This window comes from Clostridium rectalis (assembly GCF_900626095.1).
GTDB classification, from domain to species: Bacteria; Bacillota; Clostridia; order Clostridiales; family Clostridiaceae; genus Clostridium_AS; species Clostridium_AS rectalis.
In genome coordinates, this window is sequence record NZ_UYZZ01000004.1 from 290270 (window position 1) to 307691 (window position 17422).

Consider the following 17422-nt stretch of genomic DNA (forward strand, 5'->3'; position numbering starts at 1 on the left):
TTTTTAAATTGGGAAAAGGGCTTCTAAGCCCTTGGATAACAATTTCTAAGGTTTTAGAAAAAAGAGTTTTTAAAATAAAAACTTTGTTAATAGAAAAACAGTACAGCAAGTAGAAGATAACTTTTACATGCTGTACTTTTTCATTTGGTTAAAAAAATATAGACTAAACTTAAACTTGCATTAATGGAAAAATTTTCATATAATAACACGAGAGAGATAAACAATTTATTTTTTTAAAATTTTAACTGTGTTTTTATTAAAATTATACTCTTAGTTAAAAAGTGAAGGGGTTATCAGAGATGAATTTTAAAAAGGCGAGTATATTATCAGATGCACAGCTATTTCATAGGGGGGAAAATTTTAGAGCCTATGAGATGTTTGGAAGCAAAATAGTTTCAAAAAAAGGAAAAGTAGGTGTAAAGTTTAGACTATGGGCTCCTAATGCTAAAAAAGTTAGGATTATAGGTAGTTTTAATAATTGGAATGGCTGTAATCATAATATGATTAGAGAAAGAAATACTGGGTTATGGAGTATTTTTATTCCTGAGGCAAAAGAAAAAGATGCGTACAAATACGAAATAGTAACTAAGAAAAATAAGATACTTCATAAATCGGATCCCTATGCTTTTTACTCGGAAATAAGACCCAATACTGCATCTATAATAGCAGATATAGACAGTTATAGATGGAATGATGAAAAGTGGATGAGCAACAGAAGGGATAAAGATATATATTCTTCTCCTATTAACATATATGAGTTACATTTAGGTTCATGGAAAAGAGATGAGGAGAATAATTTTTATAATTATAAGGAAATAGCAGATGAACTTTCACAATATGTTAAAGATATGGGCTATACTCATGTAGAAATATTACCTGTAACAGAACATCCACTAGATGCTTCTTGGGGATATCAAGTTACTGGATATTATTCTTTAACTAGTAGATATGGCAGTATTAATGATTTTAAGTACTTTGTAGATAAGCTCCATGAAGCTAATATAGGTGTAATACTTGATTGGGTTCCAGGTCATTTTTGTAAGGATGCACATGGATTATATAGGTTTGATGGAACACCAGTGTATGAATATAAAAAACCTTATATGGCTGAAAATTATGAGTGGGGTACGGCAAATTTTGATTTATCTAAGCCACAAGTACATAGTTTCCTTATTTCAAATGCACTATTTTGGTTTGAAATATATCATATTGATGGAATAAGAGCAGATGCTGTTTCAAATATGCTTTATTTAGACTATGGTAAGGTAGATAAGGAAAAGTACAAGAACCAGTATGGTGGGAATGAAAATTTAGAAGCCATTGCTTTTATAAAAAAGTTAAATGAAATTATTTTTAAAGAAGTAAAAAATCCTCTTATGATTGCTGAGGAATCTACTGCATGGCCATTGGTTACTAAACCCACCTATATAGGGGGGTTAGGTTTTAATTACAAATGGAATATGGGATGGATGAATGATACTTTAAAGTACATGGAAATGGATCCTATATATAGAAAATGGCATCATGATTTGCTCACATTTCCTTTAATGTATGCATTTTCAGAAAATTTTATATTACCTATATCTCATGATGAAGTAGTTCATGGTAAAAGATCTTTATTAGATAAGATGTTTGGTTCTTATCAAAATAAGTTTGCTGCGGCAAGAGCTTTTTTTGGTTATATGATATCACATCCGGGAAAAAAATTAATATTTATGGGATGTGAATTTGGACAATTTATAGAATGGAAATATGATACACAATTGGATTGGCAACTCCTATTATATACAAGCCATAGAGGTTTTAAAAGTTATATTAAAGATTTAAATCATTTCTATATTGAAAATAGTGCTTTGTGGGAACAAGACTTAACCAGTGAAGGATTTCAATGGATTGATCACCAAAATTATAATCAAAGTATAATAAGTTATATTAGAAAAGGTAAGGAAAAAAATAATTTCTTAATTGTTGTATGTAATTTTACTCCAGAATTTTATGAAAATTATAAGGTTGGAGTACCAAGACTTACAATGTATGAAGAGATTTTTAATAGTGATAAGGGGACTTATGGGGGGGAAGATAAAATAAATGGAGGAGTAATTCATCCTATAAGGGAGAAATGGAATACTCAACCATATTATATAAATATAAAGATACCTCCATTATCAACAATTTTTATTAAACCTATATTTAAAGACAGGAGGAATTTATATGATTAAAAAGGAATTAGTTGCGTTAATACTTGCAGGTGGACAGGGAACTAGACTGAAAGATTTAACTAAAAATAATGCAAAACCTGCAGTACCCTTTGGGGGAAAGTATAGAATTATTGATTTTACATTAAGTAATTGTGCTCATTCAGGCATAGACACAGTTGGGATATTAACTCAGTATCAACCATTAACATTAAATAATCATATTGGAATAGGTACGCCTTGGGATTTAGATAGAAGAAATGGGGGAGTAACTATTTTATCTCCCCATGCAAATGAAAGTGGTGTAAGTTGGTATAAGGGAACCGCTGACTCTGTGTATCAAAATATGAGTTTTATTGAGTATTATGATCCTGAATATATTCTTGTTTTATCTGGAGACCATATCTACAAAATGGATTATTCTAAAATGCTTAAATATCATAAAGAGAAAGGTGCAGATGCAACTATTGCAGTAATTGAAGTGCCTTTAGAGGAAGCAAGTCGTTTTGGAATAATGAATACTAAAGAGGATGATAGCATATATGAGTTTGAAGAAAAGCCTAAAAACCCTAAGAGTAATTTGGCTTCTATGGGTATTTATATTTTTAACTGGAAAAAAATTAAAGTTTTTCTAGAAGAAGACAATAAAAATTCTGATTCAAGTAATGATTTTGGTAAAAATATAATTCCTTATATGGTAGGGGAAGGGGCAAAACTTTATGCATATAGATTTAAAGGATATTGGAAGGATGTTGGCACCATAGAAAGCTATTGGCAGGCTAGTATGGATTTGCTTAATGAGAATAATGAATTGAATTTATACGAAAAACATTGGAAAATATATTCTCAAAACTTTGCTAAAACTCCACAGTATATAGGGTATAATGCAAAGGTTCAAAATTCAATGATCTCTGATGGATGCACTGTTAATGGGGAGGTTATAAATTCTATATTATTTCCAGGTGTGTATTTAGGGGAAAAATCTAAAGTGGTAAATTCAGTTGTTTTACCAGGTGTTTTTATAGAGGATGGTGTTGTAGTTGATAAGGCTATAGTAGGTAGCAATACATTTATAGGGAAAAATAATGTAATAAAGGATTCAGAGGAAATAGTTCTTATAGGGGAAGGAACAAAAATTGATTAGGGGGATTGGGACATGTTTAAAAACTATTTGGGGATGATTATGTTAAGTGAAGATACAAGAGATATGGGAAGTCTAACTAATTGTAGGCCTATTGCCGCAATACCTATAGGAGCTAGATATAGAATAATAGATTTTATACTTTCTAATATGGTAAATGGGGGAATTCAAAATATAGGAGTTTTTATGCAGGATAATTGTAGGTCCCTATTTGATCATCTTGGAACAGGTAAACCATGGGATTTAGATAGAAATACGGATGGTTTATTTCTATTTAATTTTTATGCTAATGACTCAAGAGAGTTTGACTCAAGAATGATTAAAAATAATATGGAGTATTTTTATAGAAGTAGGCAGGAAAATGTAATTATAGCTTCCTCTTATATGATTTGTAACATAGATTTTAATGAAGTTATAAACAATCATGAAAAGTCTGGTAAAGATATTACTATAGTTTATAAAAAGGTTAAAGACGGAGATGAAAATTTTTTGAATTGTGATGTTTTAAATATAGATGGTGAAAATAGAGTTTTAAGTGTGGGAAAAAATTTAGGCGCAGAGAAAGAAGTAAATATCTCTATGGAAATACTTTTGATGAAAAAAAAGTTTCTAGTGGATTTGATATATGAGTTTATTAAAAGAGGAAATTTTTGTAGTCTAAAAAATTTTATTTATAAGAATATAAAAGATTATAGTGTAAATGCGTATGAGTTCACAGGCTATTTAAGATGTGTAAATTCTGTAAATCAGTATTATGAAGCAAATATGGATCTTTTAGATAATAAGGTTATTCAGGAATTATTTTTTAAAAACGGTAATATATATACAAAAATAAAGCATGAGCCTCCAACCAGATATTTATCTTTATCAAAGGTATCAAATTCCCTAATAGCAAATGGGTGTCTTGTGGAAGGAACTGTTGAAAATAGCATTGTTGCACGTCATGTTAAGATACACAAAAATGCAGTAGTAAAAAATTCTATAATACTTCAAAACTGTGAAATATGTGAAGGAGCTCATTTAAATTATTCAATACTTGATAAAAATATAAAAATTTTTAAAGAGGTATTCTTAAGAGGGGTAGAACATTTCCCTTTAGTTATACGCAAGAATAGTACAGTAGATGCATTTGAAGAAGAGTAGTTTAATATTTTGAAATTATGACAGGAGGAGATTTTAATGAAAGTTTTGTTTGTTACATCTGAGGCTTATCCATTTATAAAAACAGGTGGGCTTGGAGATGTATCATATTCCCTTCCCAAAGAATTAAAAAAATTAGGAATAGATGTAAGAGTTATACTACCTAAATATAGTGAAGTATCATCTAATTTTAAATCAAAGATGAAACAGATAGATAGCTACTCTGTGCCAGTAGGGTGGAGAAATAGTTATTGTGGATTACAGTATCTAGAGTATGAAGGTATTCCATTTTATTTTGTAGATAATGAATATTATTTTAAGAGGCACGTAAGTTATGGGTTTTATGATGATGGTGAAAGGTTTGCTTTCTTTTGTAGAGCAATTTTGGAATCAATAGGACATATGGGAGATTTTACTCCAGATGTAATTCATTTAAATGATTGGCAAACAGGAATGATACCAGTTTTACTTAATGAACATTATAAGAAAAATGGACAATTACTTAATACAAAAACTATGTTTACTATACACAATTTAAAATATCAGGGAGTATTTCCAAAAGAAATTTTAGAGGACCTATTGTCATTAAGTTGGGACTATTTTAAGGAAGATGCTTTAAAATATTATGATGCTGTTTCTTTTATGAAGGGTGGAATAAATTTTTCGGATTTAATAACTACTGTAAGTAAAACCTATGTAAATGAAGTAAAAACCCCTTTTTATGGAGAGGGACTCCATGGTCTTTTAAATTCACTGGGGAATAAATTTTCAGGAATAGTAAATGGAATAGATTTTCAGTTATACAATCCTAATAATGATAAAGCTATATGGAAAAATTATAATGAAAACAATATAAAAAGTAAGATAGTAAATAAATTAGAATTACAAAAACTATTAAATTTTCCCGTAAATAAAGATATACCTGTAATAGGGATAGTTTCAAGACTTGTTAAACAAAAAGGATTTGACCTTGTAGCTCAAGTAATAGAAGAGCTTTTAAGTTTAGATTTACAAATTGTAGTGCTTGGCACAGGAGAAGAAAATTTTGAGGACTTATTTGAGTATTATTCTTCTATATATCCTTCTAGAATATCTTCTAATATATATTTTAGTAGTGATTTAGCACAAAAGATATATGCTGGATCAGATATGTTTTTGATGCCTTCATTATTTGAACCTTGCGGTATAGGACAACTTATTGCATTAAGATATGGGACTATTCCTATAGTAAGGGAGACAGGTGGATTGAAAGATACAGTAGTGCCTTATAATGAATTCACTGATGAAGGCAATGGATTTTCGTTTGCAAACTATAATGGATGTGAAATGATAAATATTATTAAATATGCTTTAAGTATATATAGAAACAAGGACAAGTGGGAAAAATTAGTTAAAAATGCTATGAAAGAAAATAATAGTTGGGAGAACTCTGCAAGAGAATATAGGGATTTATATTATTCACTTATTAAGTAACTTACGGGCAAGGCGGTGGTAAAAATGTTTTTGAATAAAGAAATGTTAAAAAATGATTTTAAAAGAAAACTTATAGTAATGTTTTCAGAGGATATACAGGAAGCTTCTCCAATTCACCAGTATGTAGCGTTTTCTAGTTTAATTAAAGATTATTTATCAGAAAATCAAATGAAAACTAATAAAAAATATGCTAAAGATAAGGTAAAACAAGTTTATTATTTTTCTATGGAATTTTTAATAGGAAAACTTTTAGAAAATAATTTAATAAATATGAACATAAGAAAAATAGCTGAAGATGGTTTAAAAGAGCTTGGAATAGACTTTAATAAGCTATTGCAAATAGAAGTAGATGCTGGACTAGGAAATGGTGGACTTGGTAGGCTTGCAGCTTGTTTTTTAGATTCAATGGCTTCCTTGTCTCTAGCAGGGCATGGTAATGGTATAAGATATAAATATGGATTGTTTGAACAAAAAATTGTGGAGGGTTATCAAGTAGAAGTTCCAGATAGTTGGCTTAGGGATGGTTATGTATGGGAAACTAGAAAAATAGATAAATCAGTATTAGTTAAGTTTGGTGGAGATGTTTCCTTAATTCAGGAAAATGGAAAACTTAAAGTAATACATAAAAATTATGAGCCTATACTTGCAGTACCCTATGATATTCCAATAGCAGGATTTAACAACAACACTGTTAATAATTTAAGACTTTGGAGTGCAGAAGCAGTAGAAAAGGATTTTGATTTCACCTCTTTTAGTAATGGAGATTATTTAAAAGCAGTAGAGTATAAATATTCAGTAGAAGCTATTTCTCAAGTATTGTACCCAGATGATTCTAATGAAAAGGGTAAAATGTTAAGGTTAAAACAAGAGTATTTTTTTGTTAGTGCAGGAATTCAAAGTATAATACGAAGATATTTAAAAATGGGAATTACTTTAGAGAATCTTGATAAATATGTAGCTATTCATATAAATGATACTCATCCATCTATTGCTGTGGCAGAGATAATGAGGGTTCTTGTAGATGAATATGAAATGGAGTGGAAAGATGCTTGGAAGGTTACAGTTAATGTTTGTGCTTACACTAACCATACAATAATGGCGGAAGCCCTTGAGAAATGGCCTATAGGGATGTTTAAAAAACTTCTTCCAAGAATTTATATGATTATAGAGGAAATAAATAGGAGATTTTGTATAGAGATATTTGAAAAGTACAGTGGTAAGTGGGATAAGGTAAATAAAATGTCCATTATACAGGATGGAAGTGTTAGAATGGCTCATTTGGCTATAGTAGGTAGTCATTCTACTAATGGAGTAGCCAAACTTCATACTAAAATTTTAAAGGAGAAAGAGCTTAATGATTTTAACGGAATGTATCCAGAAAGATTTAATAATAAAACTAACGGTATAACTCATAGAAGGTGGTTAATGTTAGCTAATCCTAAGCTTTGTAAATTAATATGTGATTCTATAGGAGAGGAATGGATTTATAATCCTATAAAATTAAAGGAGCTTGAAAAGTATTCTAAGAACTCTGCTCTTCAAGAAAAATTTTATAAAGTTAAAAGGGATAATAAAATAGAGTTTTCAAACTATGTAAAAGAAAATTATGATATAAAGATAGATCCAGATTCCATATATGATATTCAAGCCAAAAGACTTCATGAATATAAAAGACAATTACTTAATGTATTTAATATAATAAATTTATATAATGAGCTATTGGAAAATCCAAATTTAGATATAACTCCTAGAACATTTATATTTTCTGCTAAGGCGTCTCCAGGATATCACATTGCTAAAAAAATAATAAAATTTATAAATACAGTGGCAGATAAAATAAATAATGATTCTAGAATTTTAGGAAAAATTAAGATTATTTTTATGGAAAATTATAGTGTATCCCTTGCAGAAAAAATAATTCCTTGTGCTAATGTTAGTGAACAAATTTCAACAGCTTCTAAAGAGGCTTCTGGTACAGGTAATATGAAGTTTATGATGAATGGAGCTATAACTTTAGCAACCCTTGATGGAGCAAATGTTGAAATAAGAGAAGTAGTTGGGGATGATAATATAGTCATATTTGGATTAAGCTCGGAGCAGGTATTTAATTATTACAAAAATGGCGGGTACTTTGCTAAAGAGATTTTTAATAATGATAAAAGGATAAACAAAATTTTAAGTGGTATGATAGATGGAAGTTTAAATGCACCAAAGGCAGAGTTTTATGATATATATGATAAACTATTAGATTATAACGATGAGTATTTTATACTAAAGGATTTTGACTCTTATGTTAAAGCTCAAGATAGAATTGATAAACTTTATAAAAATAAAAGTATTTGGCAGCAAATGAGTATAATAAATATTGCAAATTCAGGGGTGTTTTCAAGTGATAATACAGTAAAAGAGTATGCAAAGGATATTTGGAATATAAAAAAGGCGGAAATAATTTAATAGGGGTGCAAAGAATGTTTCATAATTCATGGGATTTTTATTATAGATCTCCATTTGGAGCAGTAGAGAGTAAAAGTTATATTACAATAAGGTTTAAAGGAGAAAATATAGATAGGGTAGAGACTATTATATTTGAAGAGGAAAGAAAAAAAGTTTTATCAATGGATAGGGAAAATAACTATGTTTTTAAGATTAATTTTAATGTAGGTGAATCTTCTAGTTTACTTTTTTATTATTTTAAAATTTATAGAAAAGGTAATATTTTATATTATGGTAATAACTCCTCCTTATTTGGTGGTGAGGGAGAGGTTTATGAAAATAATCCTCTCCCCTACCAAATCTCAGTAGTTAAAGAAGGATACAAAACTCCTATGTGGTTTAAAAATTCTATAATATATCAAATTTTTGTGGATAGATTTTATAATGGTAATAAAAATTTTAAAGTGTCAAATCCTAAAGAAAACTCCTTTATATATGGTAGCTGGTATGATTTACCTATGTATATCAGGGATAGTAAAACTTCAGAGATACTTAGATGGGATTTTTATGGAGGAAATTTATTGGGGATAATAAAAAAGCTTAAATATTTAAAAGAATTAGGAGTAAATTTAATATACCTTAACCCTATATTTGAATCCAGAAGTAATCATAAATATGATACTGGAAATTATAAAAAGATAGATCCTATGTTTGGAGATGAAAATATCTTAAAAGAACTTATAAAAGAAGCAAAGAAACTTAATATATATATTATTTTAGATGGAGTTTTTAATCATACGGGAAGTGATAGTCTATATTTTAATAAATTTAATAAATATAATTCTTTAGGAGCCTTTAATTCCAAAAATTCTCCCTATTACAACTGGTATGATTTTAAAATCTACCCTGATGACTATAATTGCTGGTGGGGAGTTAATGATTTACCTAGTGTTAATGAAGAGGAGGAATCCTTTAAAAACTATATAATTAAGGATAGAGATAGCGTTATTAATCATTGGATGAAATTTGGGATTAAGGGATGGAGATTAGATGTGGCAGATGAACTACCAGATAGTTTTATTGAAGAAATAAAAAGTAAAACAAAATTATTAGATGAGGATTCTATTCTAATAGGAGAGGTGTGGGAAGATGCTTCTAATAAGATAAGTTATAATGCTAGAAAAAAATATTTTTCAGGAAAGTCATTAGATGGGGTGACAAATTACCCTTTCAGGGAAGGGTTATTGAAGTTTTTCAATATGGTTATAGATGCTAAAATACTTTATAAAAGTTTTATGAGTCTTTATGAAAACTATCCTAGGGAAAATTTTTATTCCAATATAAATTTAGTAGGAAGTCATGATGTAGAGAGAATTAATACTATGGTAAAAAACATTGGAATAGATAAATATGGGGAGGAAAATTTAGTATATACACTTTTAAAGCTTATTACAATAATTCAGTTTACTTTTCCAGGAGTACCTCTTATATACTATGGCGATGAAGCAGGGGTAGAGGGCTTTAAGGATCCTGATAATAGGAGAACTTATCCTTGGGGAAAAGAGGATAAAAAAATTTTAGACTGGTATAAAGGTATAATAAAAATGAGAAATGAAAATGTTGTTTTAAGAACAGGGAAGTGGCGATCTTTTTATTTTAAGGAGGATGTTTATGGCTATGTAAGATGGGAGAATGAATTTAATAATGAAGACTCTAATATAGCTATTATAGCTATAAATAGAAGTAAGAATAAAAATTATGAATTTTATATAGACATTCCTAAAAAAAATATTAAGTTTAAAAACTACTTAAATAAAGATGAGATTATTAAATCAATGGAATATAAGGTAAAAATAAAAATAGAACCACTTGAAGGAAAGGTTTATTTAAGTTAGTTAAACAAATTATGGAGTAGTTTTTTAAATTAATTTTGACTTATGAGTATAAAACTGTGTTAAAATAATTTTCAAATTACTTAACACAGTTTATTTAAAATATTATTATTTAAATTTTATAAATTTATAATTATTAAACTGTTTAATAATTATAAAAATAATTTTATTATTAATAAATTTTCATTTTCATTATAAGGATTTATCTACCTTTATCAGTGAGTTTCTATATTTTAAAATATCTTTTAAAATATTATGTTTTGTTCCTGTTACATAGTGAAAATAAGGTATACAATTTATAATACTAATAAAAAGCGGAGTAATAAATGAGGTAATTATCCAGGTTAATACTCCCACAAAAAGCTTATCTGTAGTATTAAAGGTGGTCATAACAAAGCTAACTACTTTATTTATTATAATAATATGGCCCATATATGCTGCAAAAGAGTATTTGCTTATAAAATTAAAAGTGTTATAGCATATATGTTTTTTGCTTAAGTATACCGATATTACATAGAAAAACAATATAGTAAATATATTAAATAGTATATATATACTCCTAACAAATTTAACTTGTCCAATTTCATTCAAAAAGGAATAACTTAATAAACACATATATACTAATATAACTACCCATTTAAATTTGGTAATAGTTTTTTTAAAGAAGGTAAAGTTTAAGGATATATAGATACCTAAAATAAAGTATAGAATCCAAAATAAAATAGATACATTAATGAATTTTTGTTGCAACTCTGATGGATTAGTAAAAATGAATTTTCCAACATTATCTGATATAACATTTTGGTACTTATTAATCATATAATATATAGGGAATATAGAAGTAAATATCATAGCTCTAATTATTTTATTTGAGTTGTATATTTTCTTAGAAATCCAGAGTATAATAGGGAAATATAAAAATAGCCTTATAATCATTCCCATATACCATAAATGGAAACCTGCGTTTCCACATAGTACTTGGGATATAAAATTATTAAATCTATCCTCGTTTCCAAGCTTATACATGTTAATTGCAGACCAAATTACATAGGGAATAAATATATATTTTAATCTTTTTATGTAGTATTTACTAACATCTAGTTTTTTGTAGTAAACATGTACAAGGGCAATACTACTTACAGTTAAAAATATTGGAACTGCTGGTTTTGCTATAACATAAAGAATTTTCAAGATCATAAATTCACTATAAGGTAAATCCTTAATAAAAGAGTAACCACCAACTATATGTTGGTTAACAACTAAAATAAATGCTATAGCTCTTAATATATCCAGTTCTTTTATTCTATCTTTCAACATTTTTTATCCTCCTTGGTATTAATGAAATAAAATTCCAAATATAATTATATCATATAGGCAGGCGTATTATATAAAAATATGTAGAAAAAATAAGTTTATTTTAAGAAATAGTAGATAATGTTACATTTATTAATTATATAAAATTTACATGGAATAGTTAGAATATATTTGATTTTTAAGAAAAATAACAAAAAGAAAAATTTTATATTATGGGGAAAGATTATAATTATTTGAAATCATTAACAAAATTATCTTGAATTATTTGAAATTTTAATCTATAATGAAATTAAGTTAATGTTAACGTGAACAATACGAAATATATTAGAGAAAAAAGGTGAAATTTATGAAGAAATTTATGGATGAAGATTTTTTGTTAAGTAGTAATACGGCAGTAAATTTATATAAAAATTATGCAAAGGATATGCCAATCATTGACTATCACTGTCATCTTGATGCTAAAGAAATTTTTGAAAACAAAAGGTTTAAGAATATAACTGAGGCTTGGTTATATGGAGATCATTATAAATGGAGAGCTATGAGAAGTAATGGAATAGATGAAGAATATATTACAGGGAATGCAGGTGACTATGAAAAGTTTATGGCTTGGGCAAGAACCATTCCTATGACTATAGGCAACCCTCTTTATCATTGGACACATTTGGAGCTGCAAAGATATTTTGGCATATATGATGTTTTAAATGAAGAAACTGCTTTAAGCATTTGGGAAAAGGCTAATAAAATGCTAAATGAAAGTCAGTTTGGGGCAAGAGAATTAATAGTTAAATCCAATGTAAAAGTTTTATGTACTACAGATGATCCAACAGACTCATTAGAGTATCATATTAAATTAAAAGACGATTTAAATTTCCCTGTAAAAGTCTTACCAGCATTAAGACCAGATAAAGGTCTACAAATAAGCAAAAGTACTTTTATACCTTGGATTAAAAAATTAGAAATGGTGTATGGCAAAAGTATTAGAACTTACGATGAATTCTTAAAAGCACTAGAAGATAGGGTTAATTTCTTTCATGAAGTTGGTTGTAGATTAGCAGATCACGGATTTAATAGTATAGGCTTTAAGGAGTGTTCAAAGGAAGAAGTTGAAGAAATTTTTAATAAGGTAATGGATAAGCAACCTGTAAACAAGGAAGAAGCATGTAAATATGAAACATATACTTTACATTTTTTGGGTAAACTATACTGTAAATTAGGGTGGACAATGCAACTTCATATTGGAGCATTAAGAAACAATAATAGTAGAATGTTTGAAAAATTAGGAGCAGATACAGGTTTTGACTCTATCAATGATGAAAAGGTAGCCTATCCTCTTTCAAAAATTTTAGACTCTTTGGAAAAGGATAATTTTTTACCTAAAACTATCATATATACATTGAATCCTAAGGATAGTTATGTAATTAGCACAATGCTTGGAAACTTTCAAGGCTCACAAATACCAGGGAAAATACAATATGGATCTGCATGGTGGTTTTTAGATAATAAAGATGGAATGATACAGCAAATGAAGACTTTAGCTAATACGGGTCTATTAAGTCGTTTTGTAGGAATGTTAACAGATTCTAGAAGCTTTTTATCTTATACAAGACATGAATACTTTAGAAGAATATTATGTAATATAATAGGAGATTGGGTTGAAAATGGTGAAGTTCCAAATGATATGTCACTTTTAGGTAGTATTGTTCAAGGTATATGCTATTATAATGCGAAAGAATATTTTGCTTTCGATTGTTAACGTGAACATAAGCCGCACTAGTTAAGTATCTTCCTATATGGTATCATATAATTATTTATTACTGATATGGGAGTGTTGAGAATGGGTGTTACAATAAAGGATATTGCTAGAATTGCTAATGTTTCACACACAACTGTTTCAAGGGCTCTTAATAATAGTCCATTTATTAATGAAGAAACAAAAGCAAAAATAATGACTATTGCAAAAGAACTAAACTATGTACCAAATTTTAGTGCTAAAAGTTTGGTTTTACATAGATCTTATAATATAGGATTGTTTTTTACCACTATAAGTAAGGTTACTTCTCCTAGCTTTTTTTATGAAACTATTAGTGGAGTAAATAGCATTGTAAAAGAAAATTTTAATTTAGTAGTTAGAGGGATTGATGACTATAAAGACTTTACTTTTGTTAATAATAAAAGATTTGATGGTATTATTTTAATGAGTCAAAGCAATAGTGATAATTCTTTTATATACTATCTAATGGAGAAAAAAATACCTTTAGTTGTATTAAATAGAGATATATTTGAAAGTTCCATAACTAATATATTATCAGCAGACAAAAAAGGATCATATAAAGCTGTTAATTATTTAATAGATAATGGGCATGAGCACATAGCAATAATAGAAGGTAAAAAAGGATTTAATGCAAGTATTGAAAGAAAAGATGGGTTTATAAATGCATTAATAGAAAATAAAATATCAATAAATAGTGAGTATATGGTTGAAGGCAATTATACAATTGAAAGTGGTTATGCTGCTATGAAAAAATTACTTCAATTAAAAAAAATTCCAACAGCAGTGTTTTGTTCTAACGATGAAATGGCGGTTGGTGCAATGAAAGCTGTATTTAAAGCAGGGCTTAGTGTTCCTAAAGATATTTCCATTATTGGTTTTGATGATAATCAATTTGGTGGATTTATAGAGCCTGCCTTAACTACGGTAAGAAGACCTATAAAGGAAATAAGTAAAAAGGGTGCAGAAAAACTTCTAAATATTATTGAAAATAGTGGTAGTAAAGGTGAAAAAATATATGTAAATACTGAACTTATTCAAAGAGAATCCGTGGCAAAGTTAGAATAATTTTGCCACAGTATAAAAATTTTTAGATGATTGTTAACGTTAACAGGAATTTTGTATAAGCATTAAATTATAAAGCGTATAAAATTAAAGGGATAATAAGAATTTCAATGGGTTATATGAGAAAATTTTAATAGGTAAAAATAAGGAGGAAAAAAATATGTTCAAATTTATGAAAAGAACCATTGCTTTTCTTGTAGTATCAACTTTGGCATTTGGGTTAGTTGGATGTGGGAATGTGGCTAATGGAAGAAGAATTATTCGTATATCTCATGGACAGTCAGAAACTCATCCAGATCATTTAGGTCTTTTAGCCTTTGAAGAATATGTAGAGTCTAGATTAGGAGATAAATATGATGTTCAGATATTCCCAAATGAATTATTAGGACCTTCTGTAAAGGCCATAGAATTAACTCAAACGGGAGCTATTGATTTTGTAGTTACAAGTACGGGTAACCTTGAAACTTTTGATAATATATACCAAATATATAGTATGCCTTATTTATTTGACAGTGTAGAATCTTACCATAAGGTTATGGATAATAAGGAGCTTACAGATAGCATATTTAAATCTACAGAAGCAGCAGGATTTGAAGCAGTTGCATGGTTTGAGGCAGGTTCTAGAAATTTTTATGCTAAATCTCCAATAAAAACTCCTGAGGATTTAGTAGGTAAGAAAATTAGGGTTATTGAAAATCCTGCTAATGTTAGAATGATGGAATTATTTGGGGCTGCAGCTGCTCCTATGAGTTTTGGTGAGGTATATACAGCAATACAGCAGGGAGTAATTGATGGAGCTGAAAACAATGAATTGGCATTAACAAATAATAAACATGGAGAAGTTGCTAAACATTATGTTTATAATCAGCATCAAATGGTGCCAGATTTATTAATAGGAAATGTTAAATTTTTAAATAGTTTATCTAAAGAAGAAAGAGCAGTATTTGATGAAGCAGCAAAAAAAGCTACTGAAGTTGAACGTTCAAAATGGGATGAACAAGTTAAAAAGGCTATTAGTCAATCAAAAACCATGGGAGTTAATTTTATAGAAACAGATGTACAAGCATTTAAAGAAAAGGTTCTTCCATTACATAAAGAGCTACTATCAAAAAATCCAAAGCTAAAGCCTATATATGAAAAGATACAAGAAATAAATAACCAGTGCAAGGAGGTTAAGTAACATGAAAAGTCTGAAAAGAAAGATAGATAAAATATTAGAAATAGTATGCATATTCTTATTTGCATTTATAACTATTGTAGGTACTTATCAGATTATAACAAGATATGTATTTAATGCGCCTAGTACGGTTTCAGAAGAATTATTAACATTTTCATTTACTTGGATGGCTTTATTAGCTGCTGCATTGGTTTTTGGCAAACGTGATCATATGAGAATGGAATTTGTTGCAAACCTTTTTAAAGGGAAAAAAGGTATAATGCTTAGTATTTTCTCTGAATTACTAGTTATGGTTTTTGCAGCTGTGGTACTTATTTATGGAGGAATTCAAATTACAAAACTTACAACATTACAGGTGACAGCGTCATTAGGAGTTCATATGTGTTATGTATATATTATAGTTCCTATAAGTGGGGTAATAACTGTGATATACAACATTATCAATATAAATGAATTGATTTTACAATTAAAATCGGAAAATTTTAGATAAGGGGGAGGAAGTTTTATGAGTATAGCATTAGTATCAGGTTTAATAATAGCAGTTGTGTTAATAGTTTTACTTTTAGTAGGGATTCCTATATCTATTGCACTGGGTGTATCTTCAATATTAGCTATATTACCAGCACTAAATTTTGATGCGGCGGTTTTAACGGGAGCACAAAGAACTTTTTCAGGAATATCTGTGTTTACATTAATAGCAATACCCTTTTTCATACTAGCAGGAAATATTATGAACAAAGGTGGAATAGCAATACGTTTAATAAATTTTGCAAAGGTTTTAACAGGTAGAGTTCCAGGTGCCCTAGCCCATACAAATTCTATTGCAAATATGATGTTTGGAGCAATTTCAGGTTCAGGTGTTGCAGCAGCATCAGCTATGGGAACTATGATAGGACCTATTGCAGAAAAGGATGGCTATGATCGTGATTATATGGCTACTGTAAATATTGCAACAGCACCAACAGGACTTTTGATTCCTCCAAGTAATGTGCTAATAACTTACTCTCTTGTAAGTGGTGGAACTTCTGTAGCAGCACTATTTATGGCAGGGTATATTCCAGGATTTTTATGGGGGCTTAGCTGTATGATAGTTGCATATTTTATAGCTAGAAAAAAAGGATATAGAAGTAAAGAACGTGTTACTTTAAAACAAGGGTTAAAGGTAACTTTAGATGCTATTCCAAGCTTACTTTTAATTTTAATTGTTATTGGTGGAATTATAGCAGGTATTTTTACAGCCACAGAAGGTTCTGTAGTGGCAGTTGTATACAGTTTAATATTATCATTGTTTTTTTATAAGACAATAAAATTTAAAGACTTGTATGGAATTTTTAAAGAAAGCGCAGAAATGACAGGAATAATAGTATTCTTAATTGGAGTATCTAGTATTATGGCGTGGGTTATGGCGTTTACCGGAATACCAACAGCTATTTCCAAGGCTTTGCTTGGAGTTAGTAATAGCCCAATAGTAATTCTATTAATAATTAATATAGTGTTATTATTTGTAGGTACTTTTATGGATATTACACCAGCAATACTTATATTTACACCAATATTTTTACCAATATGTAAAAGTTTTGGTATGTCACCAATTCAATTTGGAATTATGATGACATTTAATCTATGTATAGGTACAATTACACCACCAGTAGGAAATATCCTATTTGTTGGAGTTAAAGTGGCTAAAACAAAAATTGAGAATGTAATGAAAAAGTTAGTTCCATATTATGTAGCTATATTCATTGTTTTATTACTTACAACATATGTACCTAAAGTTTCTATGTGGCTACCTTTATTAATGGGTTATAACAAATAATATATTAT

General features: G+C 28.6%; 12 protein-coding genes. 11 read left to right on the forward strand and 1 reads right to left on the reverse strand.

What is annotated here, in order from left to right:
• Positions 1 to 299 precede the first annotated feature (299 nt).
• From glgB to EJL03_RS08550, 6 genes are read left to right on the forward strand one after another with little or no spacing between them, the layout of a single operon-like run.
• The gene (glgB, locus tag EJL03_RS08525; RefSeq protein WP_125153542.1) at positions 300 to 2219 is read left to right on the forward strand and encodes a 1,4-alpha-glucan branching protein GlgB; all 1920 of its coding nucleotides are present in this window, start codon (positions 300 to 302) and stop codon (positions 2217 to 2219) included.
• Entirely contained in the window at positions 2212 to 3339 is a 1128-nt protein-coding gene (locus EJL03_RS08530) for a glucose-1-phosphate adenylyltransferase (RefSeq protein ID WP_125153543.1), read from the forward strand. Before glgB ends, EJL03_RS08530 begins: the two co-directional genes overlap by 8 nt.
• Positions 3340 to 3351: 12 nt before the next feature.
• Positions 3352 to 4479, forward strand: a complete 1128-nt coding sequence (glgD, locus tag EJL03_RS08535) for a glucose-1-phosphate adenylyltransferase subunit GlgD (protein ID WP_125153544.1) — start codon at positions 3352 to 3354, stop codon at positions 4477 to 4479.
• A 36-nt stretch (positions 4480 to 4515) separates the two neighbouring features.
• On the forward strand, positions 4516 to 5949 hold the full coding sequence (glgA, locus tag EJL03_RS08540; RefSeq protein ID WP_125153545.1) for a glycogen synthase GlgA: 1434 nt from the start codon (positions 4516 to 4518) through the stop codon (positions 5947 to 5949).
• 24 nt (positions 5950 to 5973) lie between these two features.
• Positions 5974 to 8403 carry a glycogen/starch/alpha-glucan phosphorylase gene (locus tag EJL03_RS08545; RefSeq protein WP_125153546.1) on the forward strand — a complete coding sequence of 810 codons (2430 nt, stop codon included), beginning with the start codon at positions 5974 to 5976 and terminating at the stop codon, positions 8401 to 8403.
• A 14-nt stretch (positions 8404 to 8417) separates the two neighbouring features.
• Positions 8418 to 10277 (forward strand): glycoside hydrolase family 13 protein, encoded by a 1860-nt coding sequence (locus EJL03_RS08550; RefSeq protein WP_125153547.1) that lies wholly within the window; start codon positions 8418 to 8420, stop codon positions 10275 to 10277.
• 189 nt (positions 10278 to 10466) lie between these two features.
• On the opposite strand, the gene EJL03_RS08555 is transcribed toward EJL03_RS08550, so the two are convergent.
• On the reverse strand, positions 10467 to 11591 hold the full coding sequence (locus tag EJL03_RS08555; protein WP_125153548.1) for an acyltransferase: 1125 nt from the start codon (positions 11589 to 11591) through the stop codon (positions 10467 to 10469).
• 343 nt (positions 11592 to 11934) lie between these two features.
• Between EJL03_RS08555 and uxaC the strand changes: the two genes are divergently transcribed.
• The 5 genes from uxaC (at position 11935) to EJL03_RS08580 (ending at position 17414) form a co-directional block, all read left to right on the forward strand.
• Positions 11935 to 13341 carry a glucuronate isomerase gene (gene uxaC, locus EJL03_RS08560; RefSeq protein WP_125153549.1) on the forward strand — a complete coding sequence of 469 codons (1407 nt, stop codon included), beginning with the start codon at positions 11935 to 11937 and terminating at the stop codon, positions 13339 to 13341.
• A gap of 81 nt (positions 13342 to 13422) precedes the next feature.
• Positions 13423 to 14424: a LacI family DNA-binding transcriptional regulator gene (locus EJL03_RS08565; RefSeq protein WP_125153550.1), complete on the forward strand. Its 1002-nt coding sequence runs from the start codon at positions 13423 to 13425 to the stop codon at positions 14422 to 14424.
• 157 nt (positions 14425 to 14581) lie between these two features.
• Positions 14582 to 15601: a TRAP transporter substrate-binding protein gene (locus EJL03_RS08570; protein WP_243108683.1), complete on the forward strand. Its 1020-nt coding sequence runs from the start codon at positions 14582 to 14584 to the stop codon at positions 15599 to 15601.
• A 1-nt stretch (position 15602) separates the two neighbouring features.
• Positions 15603 to 16088 (forward strand): TRAP transporter small permease, encoded by a 486-nt coding sequence (locus tag EJL03_RS08575; RefSeq protein ID WP_125153551.1) that lies wholly within the window; start codon positions 15603 to 15605, stop codon positions 16086 to 16088.
• Positions 16089 to 16103: 15 nt separating this feature from the next.
• Positions 16104 to 17414, forward strand: a complete 1311-nt coding sequence (locus EJL03_RS08580) for a TRAP transporter large permease (protein ID WP_125153552.1) — start codon at positions 16104 to 16106, stop codon at positions 17412 to 17414.
• The last annotated feature ends 8 nt before the right edge of the window (positions 17415 to 17422 follow it).

Bases quoted from the DNA above. Each gene is read 5' to 3' on its own strand.
- glgB (WP_125153542.1), top strand. From the start codon at position 300: ATGAATTTTAAAAAGGCGAGTATATTATCAGATGCACAGCTATTTCAT.
- EJL03_RS08530 (WP_125153543.1), top strand. From the start codon at position 2,212: ATGATTAAAAAGGAATTAGTTGCGTTAATACTTGCAGGTGGACAGGGA.
- glgD (WP_125153544.1), top strand. From the start codon at position 3,352: ATGTTTAAAAACTATTTGGGGATGATTATGTTAAGTGAAGATACAAGA.
- glgA (WP_125153545.1), top strand. From the start codon at position 4,516: ATGAAAGTTTTGTTTGTTACATCTGAGGCTTATCCATTTATAAAAACA.
- EJL03_RS08545 (WP_125153546.1), top strand. From the start codon at position 5,974: ATGTTTTTGAATAAAGAAATGTTAAAAAATGATTTTAAAAGAAAACTT.
- EJL03_RS08550 (WP_125153547.1), top strand. From the start codon at position 8,418: ATGTTTCATAATTCATGGGATTTTTATTATAGATCTCCATTTGGAGCA.
- EJL03_RS08555 (WP_125153548.1), bottom strand. From the start codon at position 11,591: ATGTTGAAAGATAGAATAAAAGAACTGGATATATTAAGAGCTATAGCA.
- uxaC (WP_125153549.1), top strand. From the start codon at position 11,935: ATGAAGAAATTTATGGATGAAGATTTTTTGTTAAGTAGTAATACGGCA.
- EJL03_RS08565 (WP_125153550.1), top strand. From the start codon at position 13,423: ATGGGTGTTACAATAAAGGATATTGCTAGAATTGCTAATGTTTCACAC.
- EJL03_RS08570 (WP_243108683.1), top strand. From the start codon at position 14,582: ATGTTCAAATTTATGAAAAGAACCATTGCTTTTCTTGTAGTATCAACT.
- EJL03_RS08575 (WP_125153551.1), top strand. From the start codon at position 15,603: ATGAAAAGTCTGAAAAGAAAGATAGATAAAATATTAGAAATAGTATGC.
- EJL03_RS08580 (WP_125153552.1), top strand. From the start codon at position 16,104: ATGAGTATAGCATTAGTATCAGGTTTAATAATAGCAGTTGTGTTAATA.